The sequence below is a fragment of the Akkermansia sp. UNK.MGS-1 genome, assembly GCF_000980515.1.
Taxonomy (GTDB): Bacteria; Verrucomicrobiota; Verrucomicrobiia; order Verrucomicrobiales; family Akkermansiaceae; genus Akkermansia; species Akkermansia muciniphila.
In genome coordinates this window covers 1-17,548 of record NZ_LBCB01000033.1, presented here as the reverse complement: position 1 = coordinate 17,548, position 17,548 = coordinate 1, and the positions used below count along the sequence as shown (strand labels likewise).

At 52.1% G+C, this 17,548-nt stretch carries 16 protein-coding genes; 5 read left to right on the top strand and 11 right to left on the bottom strand.

From position 1 onward, the window contains the following. Nucleotide 1: 1 nt before the first annotated feature. From WW58_RS10090 to WW58_RS10080, 3 genes are all read right to left on the bottom strand, one after another. Nucleotides 2-781, bottom strand: coding sequence for a TonB-dependent receptor (locus tag WW58_RS10090; protein WP_046437402.1), 780 nt, complete (start codon nucleotides 779-781; stop codon nucleotides 2-4). 152 nt (nucleotides 782-933) lie between these two features. Next, nucleotides 934-1,632, bottom strand: coding sequence for a response regulator (locus tag WW58_RS10085; protein WP_012419876.1), 699 nt, complete (start codon nucleotides 1,630-1,632; stop codon nucleotides 934-936). A gap of 13 nt (nucleotides 1,633-1,645) precedes the next feature. Next, nucleotides 1,646-4,324, bottom strand: a complete 2,679-nt coding sequence (locus WW58_RS10080) for a sensor histidine kinase (RefSeq protein ID WP_146023961.1) — start codon at nucleotides 4,322-4,324, stop codon at nucleotides 1,646-1,648. Between the two features lie 491 nt (nucleotides 4,325-4,815). On the opposite strand from WW58_RS10080, the gene WW58_RS10075 reads away from it, so the two are divergent. Both WW58_RS10075 and WW58_RS10070 read left to right on the top strand, forming a co-directional pair. Further along, entirely contained in the window at nucleotides 4,816-5,775 is a 960-nt protein-coding gene (locus tag WW58_RS10075; protein ID WP_046437400.1) for a hypothetical protein, read from the top strand. Between the two features lie 6 nt (nucleotides 5,776-5,781). Continuing rightward, entirely contained in the window at nucleotides 5,782-6,465 is a 684-nt protein-coding gene (locus tag WW58_RS10070; RefSeq protein ID WP_012419873.1) for a PEP-CTERM sorting domain-containing protein, read from the top strand. A gap of 189 nt (nucleotides 6,466-6,654) precedes the next feature. Here WW58_RS10070 and WW58_RS10065 read toward each other — a convergent pair whose 3' ends face one another. Then, entirely contained in the window at nucleotides 6,655-10,392 is a 3,738-nt protein-coding gene (locus WW58_RS10065; RefSeq protein ID WP_046437415.1) for a glycoside hydrolase family 2, read from the bottom strand. A gap of 193 nt (nucleotides 10,393-10,585) precedes the next feature. Further along, on the bottom strand, nucleotides 10,586-11,647 hold the full coding sequence (locus tag WW58_RS10060; protein ID WP_022198172.1) for a lipid A deacylase LpxR family protein: 1,062 nt from the start codon (nucleotides 11,645-11,647) through the stop codon (nucleotides 10,586-10,588). A gap of 124 nt (nucleotides 11,648-11,771) precedes the next feature. Here WW58_RS10060 and WW58_RS10055 point away from each other — a divergent pair, with 124 nt between their 5' ends. The 3 genes from WW58_RS10055 to WW58_RS10045 all read left to right on the top strand — a co-directional run bounded on the left by WW58_RS10055 (nucleotide 11,772) and on the right by WW58_RS10045 (nucleotide 13,870). Continuing rightward, nucleotides 11,772-12,587 (top strand): TatD family hydrolase, encoded by an 816-nt coding sequence (locus WW58_RS10055; protein ID WP_180975860.1) that lies wholly within the window; start codon nucleotides 11,772-11,774, stop codon nucleotides 12,585-12,587. 69 nt (nucleotides 12,588-12,656) lie between these two features. Then, complete coding sequence (locus tag WW58_RS10050; protein ID WP_022198170.1) at nucleotides 12,657-13,136, top strand: LysM peptidoglycan-binding domain-containing protein; 480 nt, start codon at nucleotides 12,657-12,659, stop codon at nucleotides 13,134-13,136. A gap of 29 nt (nucleotides 13,137-13,165) precedes the next feature. Next, complete coding sequence (locus tag WW58_RS10045; protein WP_146023962.1) at nucleotides 13,166-13,870, top strand: L,D-transpeptidase; 705 nt, start codon at nucleotides 13,166-13,168, stop codon at nucleotides 13,868-13,870. 36 nt (nucleotides 13,871-13,906) lie between these two features. On the opposite strand, the gene WW58_RS13505 is transcribed toward WW58_RS10045, so the two are convergent. The 6 genes from WW58_RS13505 to WW58_RS10025 all read right to left on the bottom strand — a co-directional run. Continuing rightward, on the bottom strand, nucleotides 13,907-14,125 hold the full coding sequence (locus WW58_RS13505) for an RHS repeat-associated core domain-containing protein (RefSeq protein ID WP_102758824.1): 219 nt from the start codon (nucleotides 14,123-14,125) through the stop codon (nucleotides 13,907-13,909). A gap of 6 nt (nucleotides 14,126-14,131) precedes the next feature. Continuing rightward, a complete protein-coding gene (locus tag WW58_RS13500; protein WP_180975861.1) occupies nucleotides 14,132-14,281 on the bottom strand; it encodes a hypothetical protein in 150 nt (49 codons plus the stop codon). Between the two features lie 603 nt (nucleotides 14,282-14,884). After that, complete coding sequence (locus WW58_RS10040) at nucleotides 14,885-15,403, bottom strand: hypothetical protein (protein ID WP_046437395.1); 519 nt, start codon at nucleotides 15,401-15,403, stop codon at nucleotides 14,885-14,887. Beyond that, nucleotides 15,400-16,038, bottom strand: coding sequence for an RHS repeat-associated core domain-containing protein (locus tag WW58_RS10035; RefSeq protein ID WP_046437392.1), 639 nt, complete (start codon nucleotides 16,036-16,038; stop codon nucleotides 15,400-15,402). Before WW58_RS10035 ends, WW58_RS10040 begins: the two co-directional genes overlap by 4 nt. A gap of 283 nt (nucleotides 16,039-16,321) precedes the next feature. After that, nucleotides 16,322-16,882, bottom strand: a complete 561-nt coding sequence (locus WW58_RS10030) for a hypothetical protein (RefSeq protein WP_046437390.1) — start codon at nucleotides 16,880-16,882, stop codon at nucleotides 16,322-16,324. A 1-nt stretch (nucleotide 16,883) separates the two neighbouring features. After that, a partial coding sequence (locus WW58_RS10025; protein WP_046437388.1) for a hypothetical protein occupies nucleotides 16,884-17,548 on the bottom strand: 665 nt, incomplete at its 5' end.

The following is a 17,548-nucleotide window of genomic DNA, read 5'->3' as shown; positions in this document are numbered from 1 at the left end:
GTTAAAACTCCACGCCCAGGCGGAATCCCACCCAGAATTCGTCTCCGGCATCCCTGTGACGCAGCACCGTAGCCGCCTGGGAATAATTGACGGAGCCGGAAAGCGTATAATGTTCTGCAAACCTCCACGTCACACCCAGGCTCCAGTCAATGCAGTTGGAGCCGTCATCATAGTCCACGTTATAACCGCCGTTGTACCCGTACCTGACCATGGGAACCACGGTCACATTTTCCAGGGGGGACCACTCCAACCGTACAAAGGCGCTGTAATAGGCTTCAAAATCCTGGTGTTCCACTTTCACCTGGGTTTCCGCTCCTACAGCCAGCCAATCCGTTACGGCATAGGAGACCGTCAGCGCCGGATTGGCCACATTATAATCCTGCGTAAAATAGAATTGGTGCTCATACCAGGGATTGACAGTCCACTTCCCCAGATTCCAGGCGTAACCCAGAACCAGGTCCAGTTCATCGTAATTGGCGGAATCTCCTCCGGCATACCAGGCGCTGAACGTAAGATTCTTCCAAGAAATGCTCGGAGCCACTTCCCAGATGCCGCTGCCCGGCAGGCAGTCCAGACCTTCCGTTACGTACTTGCTGGACCACCCCGCCGAGAAGGAAAAGGCCCAGTCCGCGTCTGTGGAAGGTATGGCGGCCTCTTGCATGTTTGTCAGGGAGGCTATCGACGGAGAAACCGTTTCCTCTCCTGCGCAGACGGTTCCTGCTATCATGGCGCAGCCCAGGGCTGCGGCTCCTACGTTTCTTGCGTTGTACTTGATCTTCATAAAGACGTATTGAATACGTCTTGGAGCCTACACAGCATGTTGAACTGCGTGAAGTTAAGTCATCTTCTCCAACCGTTATGAAAAAATATATTTTCCGGCTGCCGCAGATAATGCGCCGCTATTTTTTCCAGCCCAGTAAAACGGGACAAGGGCTACTCGGCTCCATCCGCCACAATTCTGTAACCCAGGCCGGATTCCGCGCGGATAATGCGGTTTTCCGGATCGGAATCCCCCAGCTTCTGGCGCAGGTGGGCAATGTGCACCCGCAGATAGTGTGTGTCCTCCTCATGCTGGGGGCCCCAAATTTCACGGAGCAGCTGGCGATGGGTCATCACCTTGCCCTGATGGAGCAGAAGCAGGCGCAGAATTCCGTACTCTTTGGAGGTTAAATGAATTTCCTCTTTCCCCTTCTCCACGCGCCGGGAACTCAGATCCACGACAATGGGACCCAGCCGGAATACGGACGGCTCGCGGTCCGGACGATTGCGCCGAAGCATCACGCGCAGGCGCGCCAGCAATTCACGGCCGCTGAACGGCTTGGTCAGGTAATCATCCGCCCCGGCATCCAAGGCATCCACCTTTTCATCCTCCCTGTCCCAGGCCGTTAGAATCAGGATAGGAACCTGAGTCCACTCCCGAAGCTGTTTCAGCACTTCCAGGCCGTTAATGTCCGGAAGCCCCAGATCCAGAATAATGGCATCCGGCCGCTTCAGCGCGGTCTCACTCAAGCCAAGCTGCCCGTTTTCACACTCGCGGACATGGTAGCCTGCGCCGGTCAGCGTCAGGTTCAGAAGACGGCGTATCTGCCGTTCATCGTCAATTATCAGGATATCTGCAGGAAAGTTGCTCATGAGGCAGGAGGAATTACTCTTCAGGAACACTATCGTGCTCCACCAGGGGAAGGACAAGCCGGAAACATGTTCCGGCGGAAACGGGAACCAGGGAGACGGCACCGCGCTGAGCTTCCATAAACCCGCGCACAATGGGGAGCCCCAGGCCCAAACCACCGGGCCGCGTCGTCCGGAAGCGCTCAAAAATGGTTTCCGCCCGTTCGGGAGGAATGCCCGGCCCCATGTCATGAATATCCAGCCAAACCTGGCCGCGCACGGGGTCGGCACCACCTTGCAACGTAACAGAGGTTCCCTCAGGAGTATGTACGCAGGCATTCAACAGCAGATTGACCAGTACCTGTTCCATCAGGGAAAAATCCGCCTTCACCAGCGGATAGTCCGGCGGCAGGGAAACAGACACGGGATGATTCCGGCGTGCTTCCCTGGTAGCAGCCAGAGCCCCTTCAATAACATCCCCCAGATCGCACCAGTCCAGTTTGGGTTTCAAAGCGCCGGATTCCAGGCGGCTCACATCCAGCAAATTCTTCACCAGGCGGCGCAGACGGCGCGCGGCCAGTAAAATTTCCCCGTATTCTTCCCGCTCCTCCGGTGCGGACGCGGCACGTCCGGCCAATTTTTCACAGCCGCCCTCAATCACGGCCAAAGGCGTTTTGAACTCATGGGAAACACTGTCCAACAGGGATCGGTGCAGTTTTTCCGATTCTTCCATGAGCCGCGTACGCGCCCGTTCCGCCCTCAATTCTTCACGCTCCAGCGCCATGGCCAGCTGCGCTCCCATGCTTTCCAGCAAATCCTTCTGCCCGGCCGTCAGGCACTCCCCTTCCTCTGGCCTTATGCCCAGTACGCCCATGCAACGCTCCCCGGACATCATGGGAAGGTAAAACCCTTCTGCTACCGGGATCGTATCCGTAAACCTTCCTGCGGGGCGGCGGTGTTCCATACACCAGACTGCCACGCTCCATTCCTTCTCATCCATGGCGTACTCTCCGCCGGTCTCCCAAAGCCTCAGCTTACCGCCGCCTCCTTCCGGCGTCATGACAGCCAGGCGCACCCCCATAATCTGGCTGATCTGTCCCGCCGCGACGGAAATGAGGGAAGGCACGTCCGAAGCGGATCCAATGGCCCGGGAATACAGGAACAGGGCATTGGTCTTTTTTTCCCGTTCCCGTTCTTCCCGCTCGCGGATCCTCAGGCGGGAAGTGAGCCGTCCCGTAGAAAGGGCCACCAAAAAGAAAAAGAAGCACATCAAGGCGTCCTCCAGCCGCTCTATCTTGAACGTCATCACCGGGGGAATAAACAGCAGGTTCCACAACAGGACGCTCAGCGCCGCGGCCAAAAGCATGGCCCAGCGGGAACGGATGAAAAAGCCCAGGCCCACTACTCCGGCCAAATACAGGAAACCGGGAGCAAAATAACCGGTAAATGCGGAAACCAGCAGGCCGGCACCCGTGACGGCCGCTGTCACGCCTGCGGCCAGCCAGTAATCCCGGCCATCTTTCTCCGTTTTCCGGTGCCAGCTCTTCCAACGGTTACGGCCCGGTCCCGAAGCGGCGGGAACCACGTAAATATCAATCTGGTCGCTTCCCTTCACCAGCTTATCCACCAGGGATATGGGCCGCACCAGGCCCCACAGGTAGCTTTCCTGCGGTTTGCCCACCACAATTTGGCTGACATTTCTTAAAAAAGCCATGCGGAGCAGCGTTTCCGCCAAATCGGAACCGGGCATCACGATCACTTCCGCGCCCAGCCGCCGCGCCAATTCCAGATTGGCGTCCAGCCGCTGCTGCTGTTCAGGAGGCAAGGGCACGCCCGTATCCACGGAAAGGGCTATCCACGGAGCGTTCAGGGCATAAGCCATGCGGCGCGTCCAGCGTACCAGCCGGGCGGAAAACGGGCTGGGGCCTACCGCCACCATCAGACGTTCCCCGCTGCGCCAGATGGAGCGGTCCCCGGAAATGGTACGCACCTCCGTCAGTTCATGGTCCACCTTCTCCGCTACGATGCGCAGGGCCAGTTCCCGGAGGGCCGTCAAATTGGACTCCTTGAAAAAATGATCCAGAGCGGCGGAAGCCTGGGGAGCGCTGTACACTTTCCCCTCCCGAAGGCGCGTCCGCAGCTGATCCGGAGTAATGTCCACCAGCTGGATGCAATCCGCCTCCGCCAATACGGAATCCGGCACGGTTTCCTGCACGGGGGCGGCTGTAATGTCGTGAACGGTATCGGAACGGCTTTCCAGATGCTGCACGTTCAGCGTGGTGTAAACGTCTATTCCCGCGGCCAGCAAATCCTCCACGTCCTGATAGCGTTTCCTGTGGCGCATTCCCGGGACGTTGGTATGCGCCAGTTCATCCACCAGAATAAGCTGGGGCTTCACGCGCAATGCCTCCTCCAAATCAAATTCCTCCATTTCCACTCCCCGGTAAACCATCTTTTTCATGGGAAGGCGCGGCAGCCTGCCAATGAGCCGCATCGTATCTTCCCTCCCATGGGATTCCGCCACGCCGATAATGACTTGCACGCCCTTGTCCGCCGCCTGAATGGCCGCCTCCAGCATGGCACATGTTTTGCCTACTCCCGGCGCCATGCCAAAGAAGATTTTCAGCAAGCCGCGGCCGGGACGGGCTTCCTCCCTCCGGATGGAGGCCAGAATCCTGTCCGCCCGCTGGCTGTCCGAATGCGTTTCTGAAAACATGAAAAGAGGAATCGGAATGATATCCGGCTTGAATGTTGGAATCAACCTAATGGAAGAACGTTCAGGGCGCAAATAAAACAACCCGGAAAAAACATTAAAATTTTATTAAATCCTCTCCCCTGTTTTCAGGCTCTCCCCACCCCTTCCTCTGCCAAGCATTCCTGAAATCTTTTTTTCATGATTTTCCCCTTCCAGGTTCCGCACCGTATCTCTACCACCCTGCCTCCGTCCTGTTTTTCCTGTGTCCGGCCATTGGAAGTTACTGTTCCGGAGGCATTGAAAAAAGCGGCGGCAGCCCTTCCTGCGCTTCAAATCCCGGGGCCATCCCCCGGACAAACCTGAAAGCTTCCTCCATCCGGGGAAAAGTCTGACAAATGAAAAACGGGAATGTTTCCCCCTTTCCTAATTGACAAACGATTTCCTTTCTTCTTAATGGGTTAATGTTTATCAATCCGGTACATTGTCTGCCAGCCTCTCTCTGCGCATGCGCGTTGCTTCCGGCAACAATCGCCTCCCTGCATGCGGAAACGGCTTACAGTACGCCCTGCGGCTATATCCAGACAACCCTGTACGCCAAAGCAACGGGTTATCTGGGTTTAGGGGTGCATCCGGAAGCCTTGGTACAGCACACCCTTGAAGAAGGCAACATTACTATTTCCGGTAATAAAGTCACCATCACGGACCCGGACGTTAATTTCAACGACCTGATGAATGAAAACTCCGCCTATGTGCTGGTTCTTCACTTCGGCAATGAAGTTATAGCTCTTCCCTTAAACCGGGATGGTTGGAAAAAACCGGGAGCCAGCTGGACGGAGCATTCCATTAAAGTGGATGACCGCCTTCTTTCTGATCTGGTAAGCAAGGGCACTCCCCCCGATTTATATGTCCTGCGCAAGGCGCGCACTCTGGATGATATTCTTGGAGAAGACAACCAGTTTGGCCTGAAAAGCGGCTCCGCCATGTCTGCAGACACGGTTAATATCTTTAATTCGGCAACCACCAAGCTTGCCGCTTATTATTCTGGAAATGAATGGAGAAGAAGGGGATCTACGGAAAATATCGGCAATATGCCGGTGTTCAGCCATGAACCCCTGACCATTACGCGCAAAGCTGGTTCCGATGTTACAGCTGTGGTCATTGGGGAAGTATCCCTGAAGAATCAGAAGCTGGTCGTTCCCACATTCAATTCCCTTCTTCACACTCGCCTGCCCCTTTCCCAGACTTTGGCTGAAATAGCTTTGCAATTGCCTGATGACGCCGTCATCAACATTCCCGCAGATGACAAAAATGCCATGGTCAAGGTCGTCAACAACAACGGTTCCTGGAAACGTCAGGACAATGGAGAGGATGTTTCCAATATCCCCTTCAGCGGAGTTTTTTCCATCTACTACGAATCTTCCAAGACACCTTCCTACATCACGGTGTCCAGCAAACATCAAACCAACAAATAACCAGCCATGTTCTATCGCTCCCTTTTCACCAATGCTTTCACCGCCTGCGCTCTCTTTTCTGGAGAAATTGCCTTAGCGGACAGTTTCAATATCAGCAATGACGATTCCTCCGCATATTCCCTAATCAATTCTCTCGGAGAACCGCTGAATGCAGGCAATGCCATTTTAGGCACCTTCAGCAGCGGTACTTGGAGTTATGATGTGACCACCAGCCGATGGAACTTCCAAGGCAATTCGTATGCACAGGATCAACTGAAATACAGTGATCTGATGAGCATGCAGAACAACTTCACCAGCGCGTTGACAAATATACCGGAAGAGCAAAATGGCGGCGTCGCTGACGGCAGATTTAACTTGTCCGGAGATTACTCTTCTTCTCTGACATCCCCGGTTTATCTAATGGTGACGGGACAGGATGGAGAAACAGCTCTTTTTGTCTTTAAAGACGTATCCAGCGACAGTCTGCTTAATTACGATAATATAGATATATCCGGCACCGAGACGTTCGATCTGTGGCTTACGACCAAGGAGCAGGCTCTAACAAACGAGCTTGACTACTACACCGAATGCATCCTGGGAAACATCAATCTGCAAAACAATACCATCCAGCTTTTGATCCCGGAACCCGCGACAGCCACCATGAGCTTGCTGGGTTTGACGGCCCTGATGGTACGCCGTAAACGGAAATAGAAGCTTCCCTTTTCATCAAACCCCTGTACGGGTATTTTCCGTACAGGGTTTTTTGTTCTGCCAATTGTTCATCCTCCATCTTCTTCTGCATTTTCCCTCCAGAAAACCCATGGAGCCCGGCAAATAAAACGCCCCGCGCACTCGGAAAGAGCGGCGGGGCGCCTGTTCAAACGGTAAAAACCGCAGGAGTTATTTCTTAACGGGAATGATATCCAGTTCCGCTACGGCGGCGTAATCCCGCCCCTGCGCCTCACTAAGGGCGGAAAAACGGAAATAACGCGCCTTGACGGGAGCCTGGAATTTCACTTCCTGCAGGTCAGCACTGTCCGGGAAGGAGCCCTTGGCGGCAGGCTGCCATTTCTCTCCGTCCGTGCTCACGTCCACGGAATAATCTTTCACGCGGCCATTGCTGCCGCCATCCTGACGTGGAAGATAAGTGATTCCGGAGAATTCCCGCTCCTTACCCAGGTCCACGACCAGTACATGCGGATGTTTGGTCACGGTTTTATTATATTCAGAGTGCCAGAAGGTGCCGGGATCACCGTCAATGGCGAATTCGGCGTCCGCTTCGCCCTGCTCCTGGCTGGTTACGCTCTTGACCGTATACTTGTCCGTGCGGGTCAGCATGGTCATATCCAGCCGGGCCGCAGGCACGCGGATTTCCCCCTTGTAGGACTTGGCGGTAATGGGCCGCATAAAGAAGGACATCGGGTAGGGCTTGTTGGCCTTGATGATGTCCCTGCCCATGGGGCCGGGACCGCAGGAAGCACCCCCCAGGCCGCGCGTGGCGGAAGAGAGAACCAGCACGGTCTTATCCGTCGTCTTCGGCAGTTCCACGGGGTGGTTTGCCAGGATCAAATCCGTGGTGGTATACGGAAGGGCGGAGAAAGCGAACGGTGCGCCCACGGAACCGAAAAGCAGGCCGTTCCCCTTGTCGTCCGTAACGGCCACCCAGCGGGTATCCTCATGGTTGCCGCAATCCTGCGGTCTGCCGTACGGGAAGAAAGAATCCCAGGCTGTCGTTTTATACACGCCCAGAGGCATGCCGCTCTTGCGGTCCGCATAGTTTTCTTCCGGCCCGCGCCCGTAATAGGCTACGTTGTCCATATTCGCCGGCAACTGGAGTTCGTATCCCAGGCGCAGCAGTTCCAGGGGATTGCCGCGCGGAAGCAGTACGGACTGGCAGACGACAGTTCCATCCGCATAGATGGTCCATTCCAAATTATTGATGAAATGGGTGTTCGTATCGTTCAGGGGTTGCTTCCTGGCCGTGATGGTGGTCTTGGTATCGCCGTAGCCGCTGATGTTTTCAGCCTGTTTGCCGCTCACCTTGATGGATTGTTTGACGGTGACGCTATTGCCGTTATCAATGGCTTCGTAACTGAGCAGTTCATGCTTCAGTTCACGGAGGCCGTTAGCCATGCTCTTGGCCATGACGCCCGGCTCATTGCTGGAGGCGGCGCGCAGGGCGTTCACCGCCATGGGCGTTTTAAACAGAGGCTTGCCGTTTACCGTGAACTGGGCCAGTTCCCCGGTGGCCGCGTCAAACTGCACGGAAAAATCCTTGCCGGAAACGGTATGCTTGTCCGTGCTGAGGCTGACTTTGCCCGCAGGAGCCTTGAACACAGGCAGATCTCCCTGCACGGGAAGCTGGAGCTGGTCAAAGGCCAATTCATATCCCTTCTTGGCCCACCCCCTGTCCTTCTTCAGCTTGTAACTTATGCGCAAGGCATACTCCACCCCCGGTTTCCGGTTTTTCAACTGGGGAATGTCCGGAATGGGAACCACAATCTTTTCTCTGGGACCGGCCGGAGGCGTGTCCAGCCTGCCTTCAGCCACTGCATTGCCGTTTTCCGTGAGGGTCCAGGTAATGTCGTATGGAGAAAGGTCCGTAAAGAAATTCTTGTTGAAAATGGAAATCCTGCCGTTGTCCGTCAAAGATGTGGAAATATTCTGATAGACGTGCTTGACTTCAAAATAACCCGGTTCCGGCGTACGATCCGACAGGATGGTGCCGTTGAACACAAACTGGCCGCTATTGGGATGGTCGTTGAAATCGCCGCCGTAGCAGAGCATCTTTTCTCCATTCGGCAGGGTCTTGTACAAGCCCTGGTCCACCCAGTCCCAGATGGCGCCGCCCATAATGCGGTCGGAAGACTCGATGGCCTCCCAGTAATCCGCCAGGTTGCCCATGGCGTTCATCATGTTGTGTGCGTACTCGGAAATATAGTAGGGCTTGGGAAAATCCTTGTTGCCCGCCATGGAACGCGTCCAGTCCACGGACGGATACTGGTTGGACCCCAGGTCCACAATGTCATTATTGCGTTCGTAGTGGGTGGGGCGGGACATATCCCTGGCCTTCACCATCTTTTCCGCACTGCGGAAATTCTGGCCGGGGCCGGCTTCATTCCCCAGGGACCACATAATCACGCAGGGATGGTTCTTGTTGCGCTCCACCATCGCCATGATGCGGTCCACGTGGGCCGGCATCCACTCAATGGGATGGGAAAGGGACTCCTTGCCATAGTAATAGCCGTGGGACTCGATGTTGGCCTCATCCTGCACGTAAATGCCGTACTTGTCACAGAGGTAATAAAAATAAGGATCCGCGGGATAATGGGAACAGCGCACGTGGTTGATATTGGCGCGTTTCATCATCCGCACTTCTTCCTCCATCTGCTCCGGAGTCACGTAATGCCCTGTTTCCGGATGGCTTTCATGGCGGTTCACGCCCTTTACCTTCACCGGCTGGCCGTTTACCAGGAACACGCTGTCCTTAATCACCACATTGCGGAAACCCACGCGGGAGGAAACCATTTCTTCCGTCTTCCCGTCACGCTTCAGCGTCAGTACCAGGGTGTACAGGTTGGGCTCCTCCGCAGACCATAGTCTGGGTTTGGAATAAATGCCCAGCAGGGAAGTTTTAAAATCCTTCATGCCGGTAATGCGCAAGGGCTTTTCCAACACGCCGTCATATGGCGCATCCTTGGGCTTGACAGGTTCTACCAGTTTTCCGGCAGCGTCATAAAGGGCCATGGAAACCGTGCAGCCGTCCAGCTTTTCCGTTGCCGGAAACAGATTGCGAACATCCACATCCACCTGAAGGCGCCAATCGCCGTCCACGGTCCCCGGTTTGGCATGGTCAATATTCAAAGCCCAATCCCTCTGGTCCACCGGATTGGCCTGTGCGAAAAAGTCGCGGATGTGAACTTTCGGCAGCGCAAAGATGGAAACATTGCGGAAAATGCCGGACAGGCGGAACATATCCTGGCATTCCAGATATGCTCCGTCGGAATGGCGGTACACCTCTGCGGCCACCACATTCTCCCCCTTCTTAAGGTAGGGGCTGATGTCAAAACGGGCCGGATTCCGGGAATCTTTGGAAAAACCTACATACTGCCCGTTGATCCAGAGGTAGAAGAAGGAATCCACTCCGTCAAACTGCATGTACACTTCCCTGCCGTCCCAGTCCGCAGGCACTTCAAAAGTGCGGCGGTAGGAACCTACGGGGTTCCGTTCCTTGTAGGACGTATAATTCTTGTTGGAAGGCTCCTTCATTACATAAGGCCAGGAGCGTTCAAAGGGATACGGCTGATTGGAATAAATAGGGGTGCCGTAACCCTGAGTCTGCCAGGAGGAAGGCACCTTAATCTCCTTCCAGTCCTTTACGTCGTAATCCGGCTTGTAAAAATCGACCGGGCGGCTCTGGGGATCCTTCGCCCAGTGGAACTTCCACTGACCGTTCAGGGACCTGCGCCATTTACTGTTTTCAGGCAGCACTTTCAAGGCGGACTGCAAATCGCTGAAAGACGCGAAAAAGGCGGTTGGAGCTTCCTTATTCAAATGCAGGTTTTGTTCCTGTTCCCATTCCAGCCCTGTGGGGGCTGGCGCGGGGGCGGAATCGCCCGGTGCTCCCAGGCCGCACATGGCGGAACTTACCGCCAGCGCGGTACAGGATAAAAGCCAGGATCTGGTCGTTCTCATGAAATCAATATGTGTCGGAGTTGATATGCACAAACGGATTGTCCTGTTACATACGAATCCGCAATTCTAATTCTAACAGCAAACTTGCCCTTTGCAAGCTGCTGTTGCGTTTATGAACGGCCTGCAAACGCAGCCGTTAAAAAGTATGCCGGAGCTGGAGAACGCCCACACACTGCATGGATTCCTGCTGGGTGTACTCCTTGGTCATGTAATGCAGGCCGAAAAGCAATTCCGAGCGCTTGTACCGGAGGCCGAAGCCATAACCCCATTCTCCCACTACGGGATACTTGTTCACATACTTGGGGGAGGAACGAAACACCGTACCATCCAGATACAGGTCATGAGCCACGGCTCGCACGGCAGCATGAATATAACCGTAATACCCCCAATTGGAAACGGACATCCTGTTATAAACGAAGGGAGGCGCTGCGCTGGTCGCGCCGCGAATGCTGTTCTCCGGAGAAGTATTGCCCAGATTATAGCCGAAGCGGAAGGACATGCCGCCCCCCGCCTGCACCTTTACTGTGCCGGCGTCCGCATGCCAGTAAGCCAGGGCATCCGTTTCAAAACCGGAGCCGTAGCGCTTCTCCAGTCCGCGCAGGCGGTAATACCGCTTGAAAAACAAATTGGCGGTTATCTCTCCGGGGAGCTGGTTGGCCCAGCCGGGCCATTGCTCCATACCCCACAGCTTATGGATGAAATGCTGGGAGCCCTTGGCGAGGGAATTCGTGCCCGTGGTGCCGAGCTGCAGCTCCAGGGAATTGGCCCGGTCTTCATTCTTAACCAGGGAGGTCAGCCCCAGCGTCAGGTTGCCCACATAGGGGTGCTGGTTGTAGATGGGATAGGTGGCCTTCTGCTCCGGGGTGTACATGAGCTGGGTCAGGTCCAGGCCCCACTGCTGGCGCAGGTTGGCGGAACCGCTCATGCCCATGAACCGCCGCCAGGAATCCGAGGCGTTCGTGCCGCCCAGCACTGTTCCCAGCATGCCGGAAAACGTATGGCTTCGGGACGTGGTGCCGGACATCCACGCAAAGCGGACGCCGTTGGTATAATTATCATCATCCCCCACGAACATATCGTTTTCCAGATGGAAACTGATAACGGAGCCCTCCTGCGGCGCTTCTATCTGCTGGGTTCCTGCCTGCAGGAAGCCCACCGGCAGCAGGGCGGCGCACATGCACAAAGCCGTACATTTCATGCGGGGCAGTTTGTGCGTTTCACTTCCGCGTGGCAAGGAAAAATCAGGCATGCTCTGCGTTTGCACTTTTCAAAGCCGGCAAATATCCACAAACTTCATCCGTTCCGCCACAGTCCCTTACACCATGATTATTGACACGCACTGCCATCTGGCTTCCGCTCAATTCGACCAGTCCCGCAGGGAAACTTACGTCCAGCATGCCCTCCGGGAAGGCATTGACCGCATGATTACGCTGGGGGCGCGGATGGATGACTGGGAGGCAAACACGGCGTGGGCGCGCCAGTTTCCCGGCGCGGTTTTTTGTGCGCTGGGCATCCATCCGGACGATGCCCATGACGCCCCGGCAGACTGGGCGGACCAGCTTTTCCGGAAGGCGCAGGACGTTCCCCTGGCCGCCATCGGGGAAACGGGCCTGGATTACTTCCACGGGACGCCCCAAGGCTGGGAAACGGAACAATTCCACCGCCTTCAGCAGGACCTTCTGGAACGGCACTTTGACCTGGCGGAGCGCCTGGGCCTTAATATCGTCCTGCATACGCGGGACCGGAAAGGTTCCGCGAGCTTTGAGGACGCCTTGGCTATTGCCCGGAACTACGCGGGCCGCGTGCGTCCCGTATTTCACTGCTTCATCGGAAATACCGCTCAGGCCATGCGGATCTTTGACGAACTGGACGGCATGGTCTCCTTCACCGGGGTGGCTACTTTTAAAAACGCCCCCGTAGTGGCGGAAACCGCAAGCTGGTGCCCGGAAAACCGTATCATGCTGGAAACGGACTCCCCCTATCTCAGCCCGGAACCCCTCCGGGGCCGCATGAACGAACCCGCCCATCTCATTCATACAGCCCGTTTCATCGCCGCTGCCAAAGGCATGAACCTGGAAGATCTGGCCCATGTGACGACCCGAAATGCGGAAACCTTTTATAATCTGGGCAAGGTCTGAAAAAAAATCCCGACAATCCGCGCTACCGCCTTGAATCCGAAATCATAAATTAGTATGAACAGGGCACACATGAAAACGCCATTCATTTTAACCTGCGCCTGCGCTGCCGCGCTGGTATTCCCCCTCTCTTCCTGCTCCACCCAGAATTCCTCCACGGCCGGTTACGACACTGCGGAACCGGCCAGCGGCGAAATCCCGCCGTGGATCGCGGAAAGCTCTGATCCCGCTTACGAATCCGGCCATTACAGCCCGGTTCAGAGTTCTTCCAGCTACGCTTACAATCCCCCCGCCAAGCCTTCCGTCACTAAAAAATCATCCGCGCGGAAGAGCACGGCCGGCAGCAAATCCTCCCGCAGCACGGCTGCCAGAAAGAGCTCCTCCCGTAAATCCGCTCCCAAGGCCCGCACCTACACCGTGAAGAAAGGCGATACGCTGGGAGCCATCGCCCGCAGGAACGGCACCTCTGTCAAGGCCCTTAAAAGGGCTAACGGCCTTAAGTCCGATCTGATTCACATCAACCAGAAGTTGACGATTCCGCGTTCCAAGTAATCCGGGGGATCCTCCCGGTTCCACCACTTATGAAGCCTCTCCTTGTTCTGGCCGCCTTCCCCGTGGTGCTCATGGGGTGGGCGTCCTGTTCCCACTCCGGCACGGGCCATGCGGCCCTGCCGGATCCGCGTGCCGTGGACAAATCCGTTCCGGAATATAAAAACCCGTTTCATCCTTCCACATACGCTCATTTTGTAGCCCGCAAGGACTACCGGAAAACGTACGACGTCTATAAGGACGATACCTTGCTGAACCGCCAGCCGAAAAAATCCCGAAAAATCTTCGTCTGCCTGGACGAACAACGGGGCCAGTATCTGGTGGACGGCTTGGTCGCCATGGACTTCCCCCTCTCCTCCGGCGTAAAAGCCTATCCGACCAAAACGGGGGACTACGCCGTTATCTCCAAAAAGGAAGACCATACTTCCAACCTCTACGGCAAAATGTATGATGCCGAAGGCAAATGCATCAACTACAATGCCGAATCCACGGATCCCATACCGGAGGGAGGTCGTTTTGACGGCTCTCCCATGCCTTATTGGCAGCGTCTTACCAACGCGGGGCTGGGCCTGCATGTAGGGAAAGTTCGGCGGCATCCTGTTTCCCATGGCTGCGTCCGTCTGCCGCGAAATGTTGCGGAAATTCTCTACAGGCAAACCAGCATAGGAACGCCCGTTACCATCCGGAAAACGCCGTTGCCCGTGCCGGAAGCGCAGAAAGTCCCTGCCGTACAGTAACAAACAGAAAGAATCCTGCTACAGCAAAAACGACTTTTACCGGACAGCCTTTTTCAAATATATCTCTAAAAAATTCTCTTCCTTTAGCGAATCCCTGTTAATCCACCTGCCGTCTGCAGGATTATAATAACGGTAGTTGTAATAGACCAGAGCCAATTTGCCGTCGTTCATCTCACTAGACCACTGTACGGGCTGGACGAGACTGCCTGTGCTGCCAACTGTCCCATAGGGAGAGTAGTCGTAAGCCGCCGCGATCGTTCCCTACCCATCAAAAACTTCCGTCACATTCTTGTTGAAGTCCCATCCATAGCAGTAAAGAGAGGCGGCCTGCACCAAGACCAGGGGACGCGTGGCCACCGGTTCCAGAGGATCCCACAACAGTGTCCGAAGCACGTTCCGGTTGTCCAGCATATCCTGCGCCGCTAGTTACAGGTAGCTACGGTCATTCTATTATAAGGATTTTTAGGGGATCCACATTTTTTATGATTTTTTGTTATCTTTTATACAATTGTTCTGGTACTATTTATCATATGGAAAATGTTCCGATTCAATTCTCTTCCTGTGTTCTTTGTAATACGCTAGCTTCTTATAAAAACAAGTCTGAAAACATTTTTTCATGATTATTTCAATTGGAAGCAGATTTATTTTTGATTTTCTTCAAAACATCTATTATTCTGAAACACTCAATGACTATAATAAGATAAGAAAAAATTAATGCTGTATATGATATTAAAAGTTCATTCGAAAAGTTTTCCCATAATAGATTTATACCATGATACATTGTTGACAAAACTCCAATTATTCCAGAGATCAGAAATAAATAAATTGTAAGTTTGATAATTGAAAAAGGGAAGTTATTAAATGAAAAATTAAGAGTATTTTTTTTGATCCAAACAAGGATTCTTAAAAATAGGATTACAAAAATACATCTACAAACTAATTCGAAATATTCATATCCAGTTAAAGGAGATTCAGGGTAAATCATAATAAAGATGACTAATTATATCGTGTTCATTATTTAGACCATATTTTTTTATTTTCATTAAAAGATTTGTTAGAGATTTCTTCAGTTTGATCTATAACAAATGGAATTTTCAAAGTAGCGGCAATCTTAACATACCCCGTTGCATCTAAAGTTAAAGATATTGGTTTTGCATTCAAAGTTAACCCAGCACTTATCTTAAAATCAATAGAATAAGATGCTTGTATATAAGATGATAATGTAATACCTGCATCAATTCTATGAGACAATCCTAATAATTCTTCCCGATAGTATGTTGAAGTTTTACCATTACAATTGTCAATTTTAAGTATTTTTTCATTACTTAATCCAGCAACCATAGTTCGTAAAGAATATTCAATATCAGGCAGAATAGGCAACCATTTTTGTTTAATTTTAAGTCCTATGCCTACACCTATACCAACATCTGTTCGTAATTTTGCTTCAATGCATACACAATTTTTCTTTTTTTCTATTGATATACTTCCCTCAATAATAAGAAGAATGGGTATGTAACCCGCAGGGATAGTCATTGTGTAGCCAAATTCGTTAGTTTCTTTTCCGAGATAATCAATAGAGAATACCACTTCATTATCAACAAACCCATACAAATTCCATCCTCCTTCTGCAGCGATTGGACGCGATTGATCCACCTGCCGTCAGCGGGATTGTAATAGCGGTAGTTGTAATAGACCAGAGCCAATTTGCCGTCGTTCATCTCGCTGCTCCACTGCACCGGCTGGACGAGACTGCCCGTGCCGGTCACGGTCCCATAGGGCGAGTAGTCGTAAGTTGCCGCGATCGTTCCCCGCGCGTCGAAGACTTCCGTCACATTCTTGTTGAAGTCCCATCCATAGCAGTAAAGAGAGGCGGCCTGCACCAGGGCCAGGGGACGCGTGGCCACCGGTTCCAGAGGATCCCACAACAGTGTCCGAAGCACGTTCCGGCTGTTGAGCATGTCCAGGGCAGCTATTTGGAGGTAGCCACGGTACAGGTAGCGTTCATGGCTGGCGACCGTTCCGTTGACGGTGACCTTCTTCATGTAGCGGCGTCCCTGGTAGTCGTAGCCGCATTCCACCACCGTACTGCCGTCCCGGCTGGTGAAGCTCACCGCGCGGTTGGCCGCGTTGTACACGACCGTCCAGATACCCGTTGATGTTTTGATCAAGGGTTGTTCCAAGGAGGAAGAGGGAGATTTGAGAGTGGAGTTGGCAATGCTAATACTATGGTCAAGGAATTCCTAATGACGGTGTTGCATATGGCAAAACCGCGTGCGGATAAAGTGGCCTGTGGTATTGAACACATCATATTTCTGGAAGAAATTTCCAGATTCGAGTTGATCACGGACCATGTTCGGAAGTGCTAAGAGGGGATTGATGACTGAATTTCGGTATCAGCAATCATGCAGTATCCCGACAAGATTATTCTGCATAATTCCGATTATATTGTTACTATTTCTCATGAGGAGAAATAGCTATTATGACTAAATATTTATCTCCTTGAATTATTTTTTTATACAATATGAAAATCTCACCAAATGGGAATGTTATAAATTCATGTTTATCCGTTTCTTTATATTCTTTTTCCAAAAATTTATCCCGAATATGCAACATACTATAAGGTGTAAGATCTCCTTTCAAGAAATCCTCATTTATTAATGAATAGATTTCAGGATTTTTTATTATTTCTTTATTAAAATCATTTTTTACTCCTGAAACATCCAGAATATTATCTGTACTTATGCCTGAATAAGAGACTCTTGCGTCCAGTCCGTCTTGTAATTTCAAGGCCTGCAAGTGAATGCAATCCGTCCATTGCTGATCAGTTTGGAAAATATAAATTATTCTTATTCTCCCCCGCATCGAAGTATGCAGCCTCCACGAATTCTGAGGAACCCCCATAGTATTTGTCATCATTTTTTCCCATGTATCGGGTTGGGGAGGAGATTTATCGCACCCACTGAGAATAATTATTAACAAAATTATATAAATTTTATTGTATAAAGTATTCATATTAAATATCAATAGAGTTAATAATAGTTTCCAATTCACTAAATGTAAAATTACCCCAAACTTCAATTGGAAAAGCCGCTGAGGAATCCACTTTGTCCTGAACAATCGTTTCCAAAAATTGTTGCCATTCAGGATCTCCCTCTGTAGGATTAGCGTCAATTACATCGTACCAAGCTAAAGATACCCCTTCAGAAGACAATAAAATAATATCATCTTTTGATTTTACACAAATTTTAAATTTTCCATACCCTAATACTTTTTGCGGGCGACCTAACCACCAACCTGAGGAATGAAGATGGACCCCAGACTCGTATCCTAGATGGACAGAAAATTTTGCAGTAATATCCTTTTTGTCTACAAAATCTATCTCTATGCTTTTTGGATAATTATTTATATTTTCTAATTCTTCTTTTATAATTTGCTGTAGTGCTTCTTCAAAAGTTCTTTGCATTCCTGCAGAATCTCTCATTTGAGCTATCATTGCAGGTTTAGAAGGGAAAGGAACTACAGTTCCTATTCCTCTCAAAAAGTTTATAACATAACGAGCATATATTAATTCACCCAGAGTATCTTTTCCTAAGTAATCCGTACATATCATGGGAACATTTCTCACGAACCCGTACAAATTCCATCCCCCTTCTTCAGCGATAGGATCCCTGTTAATCC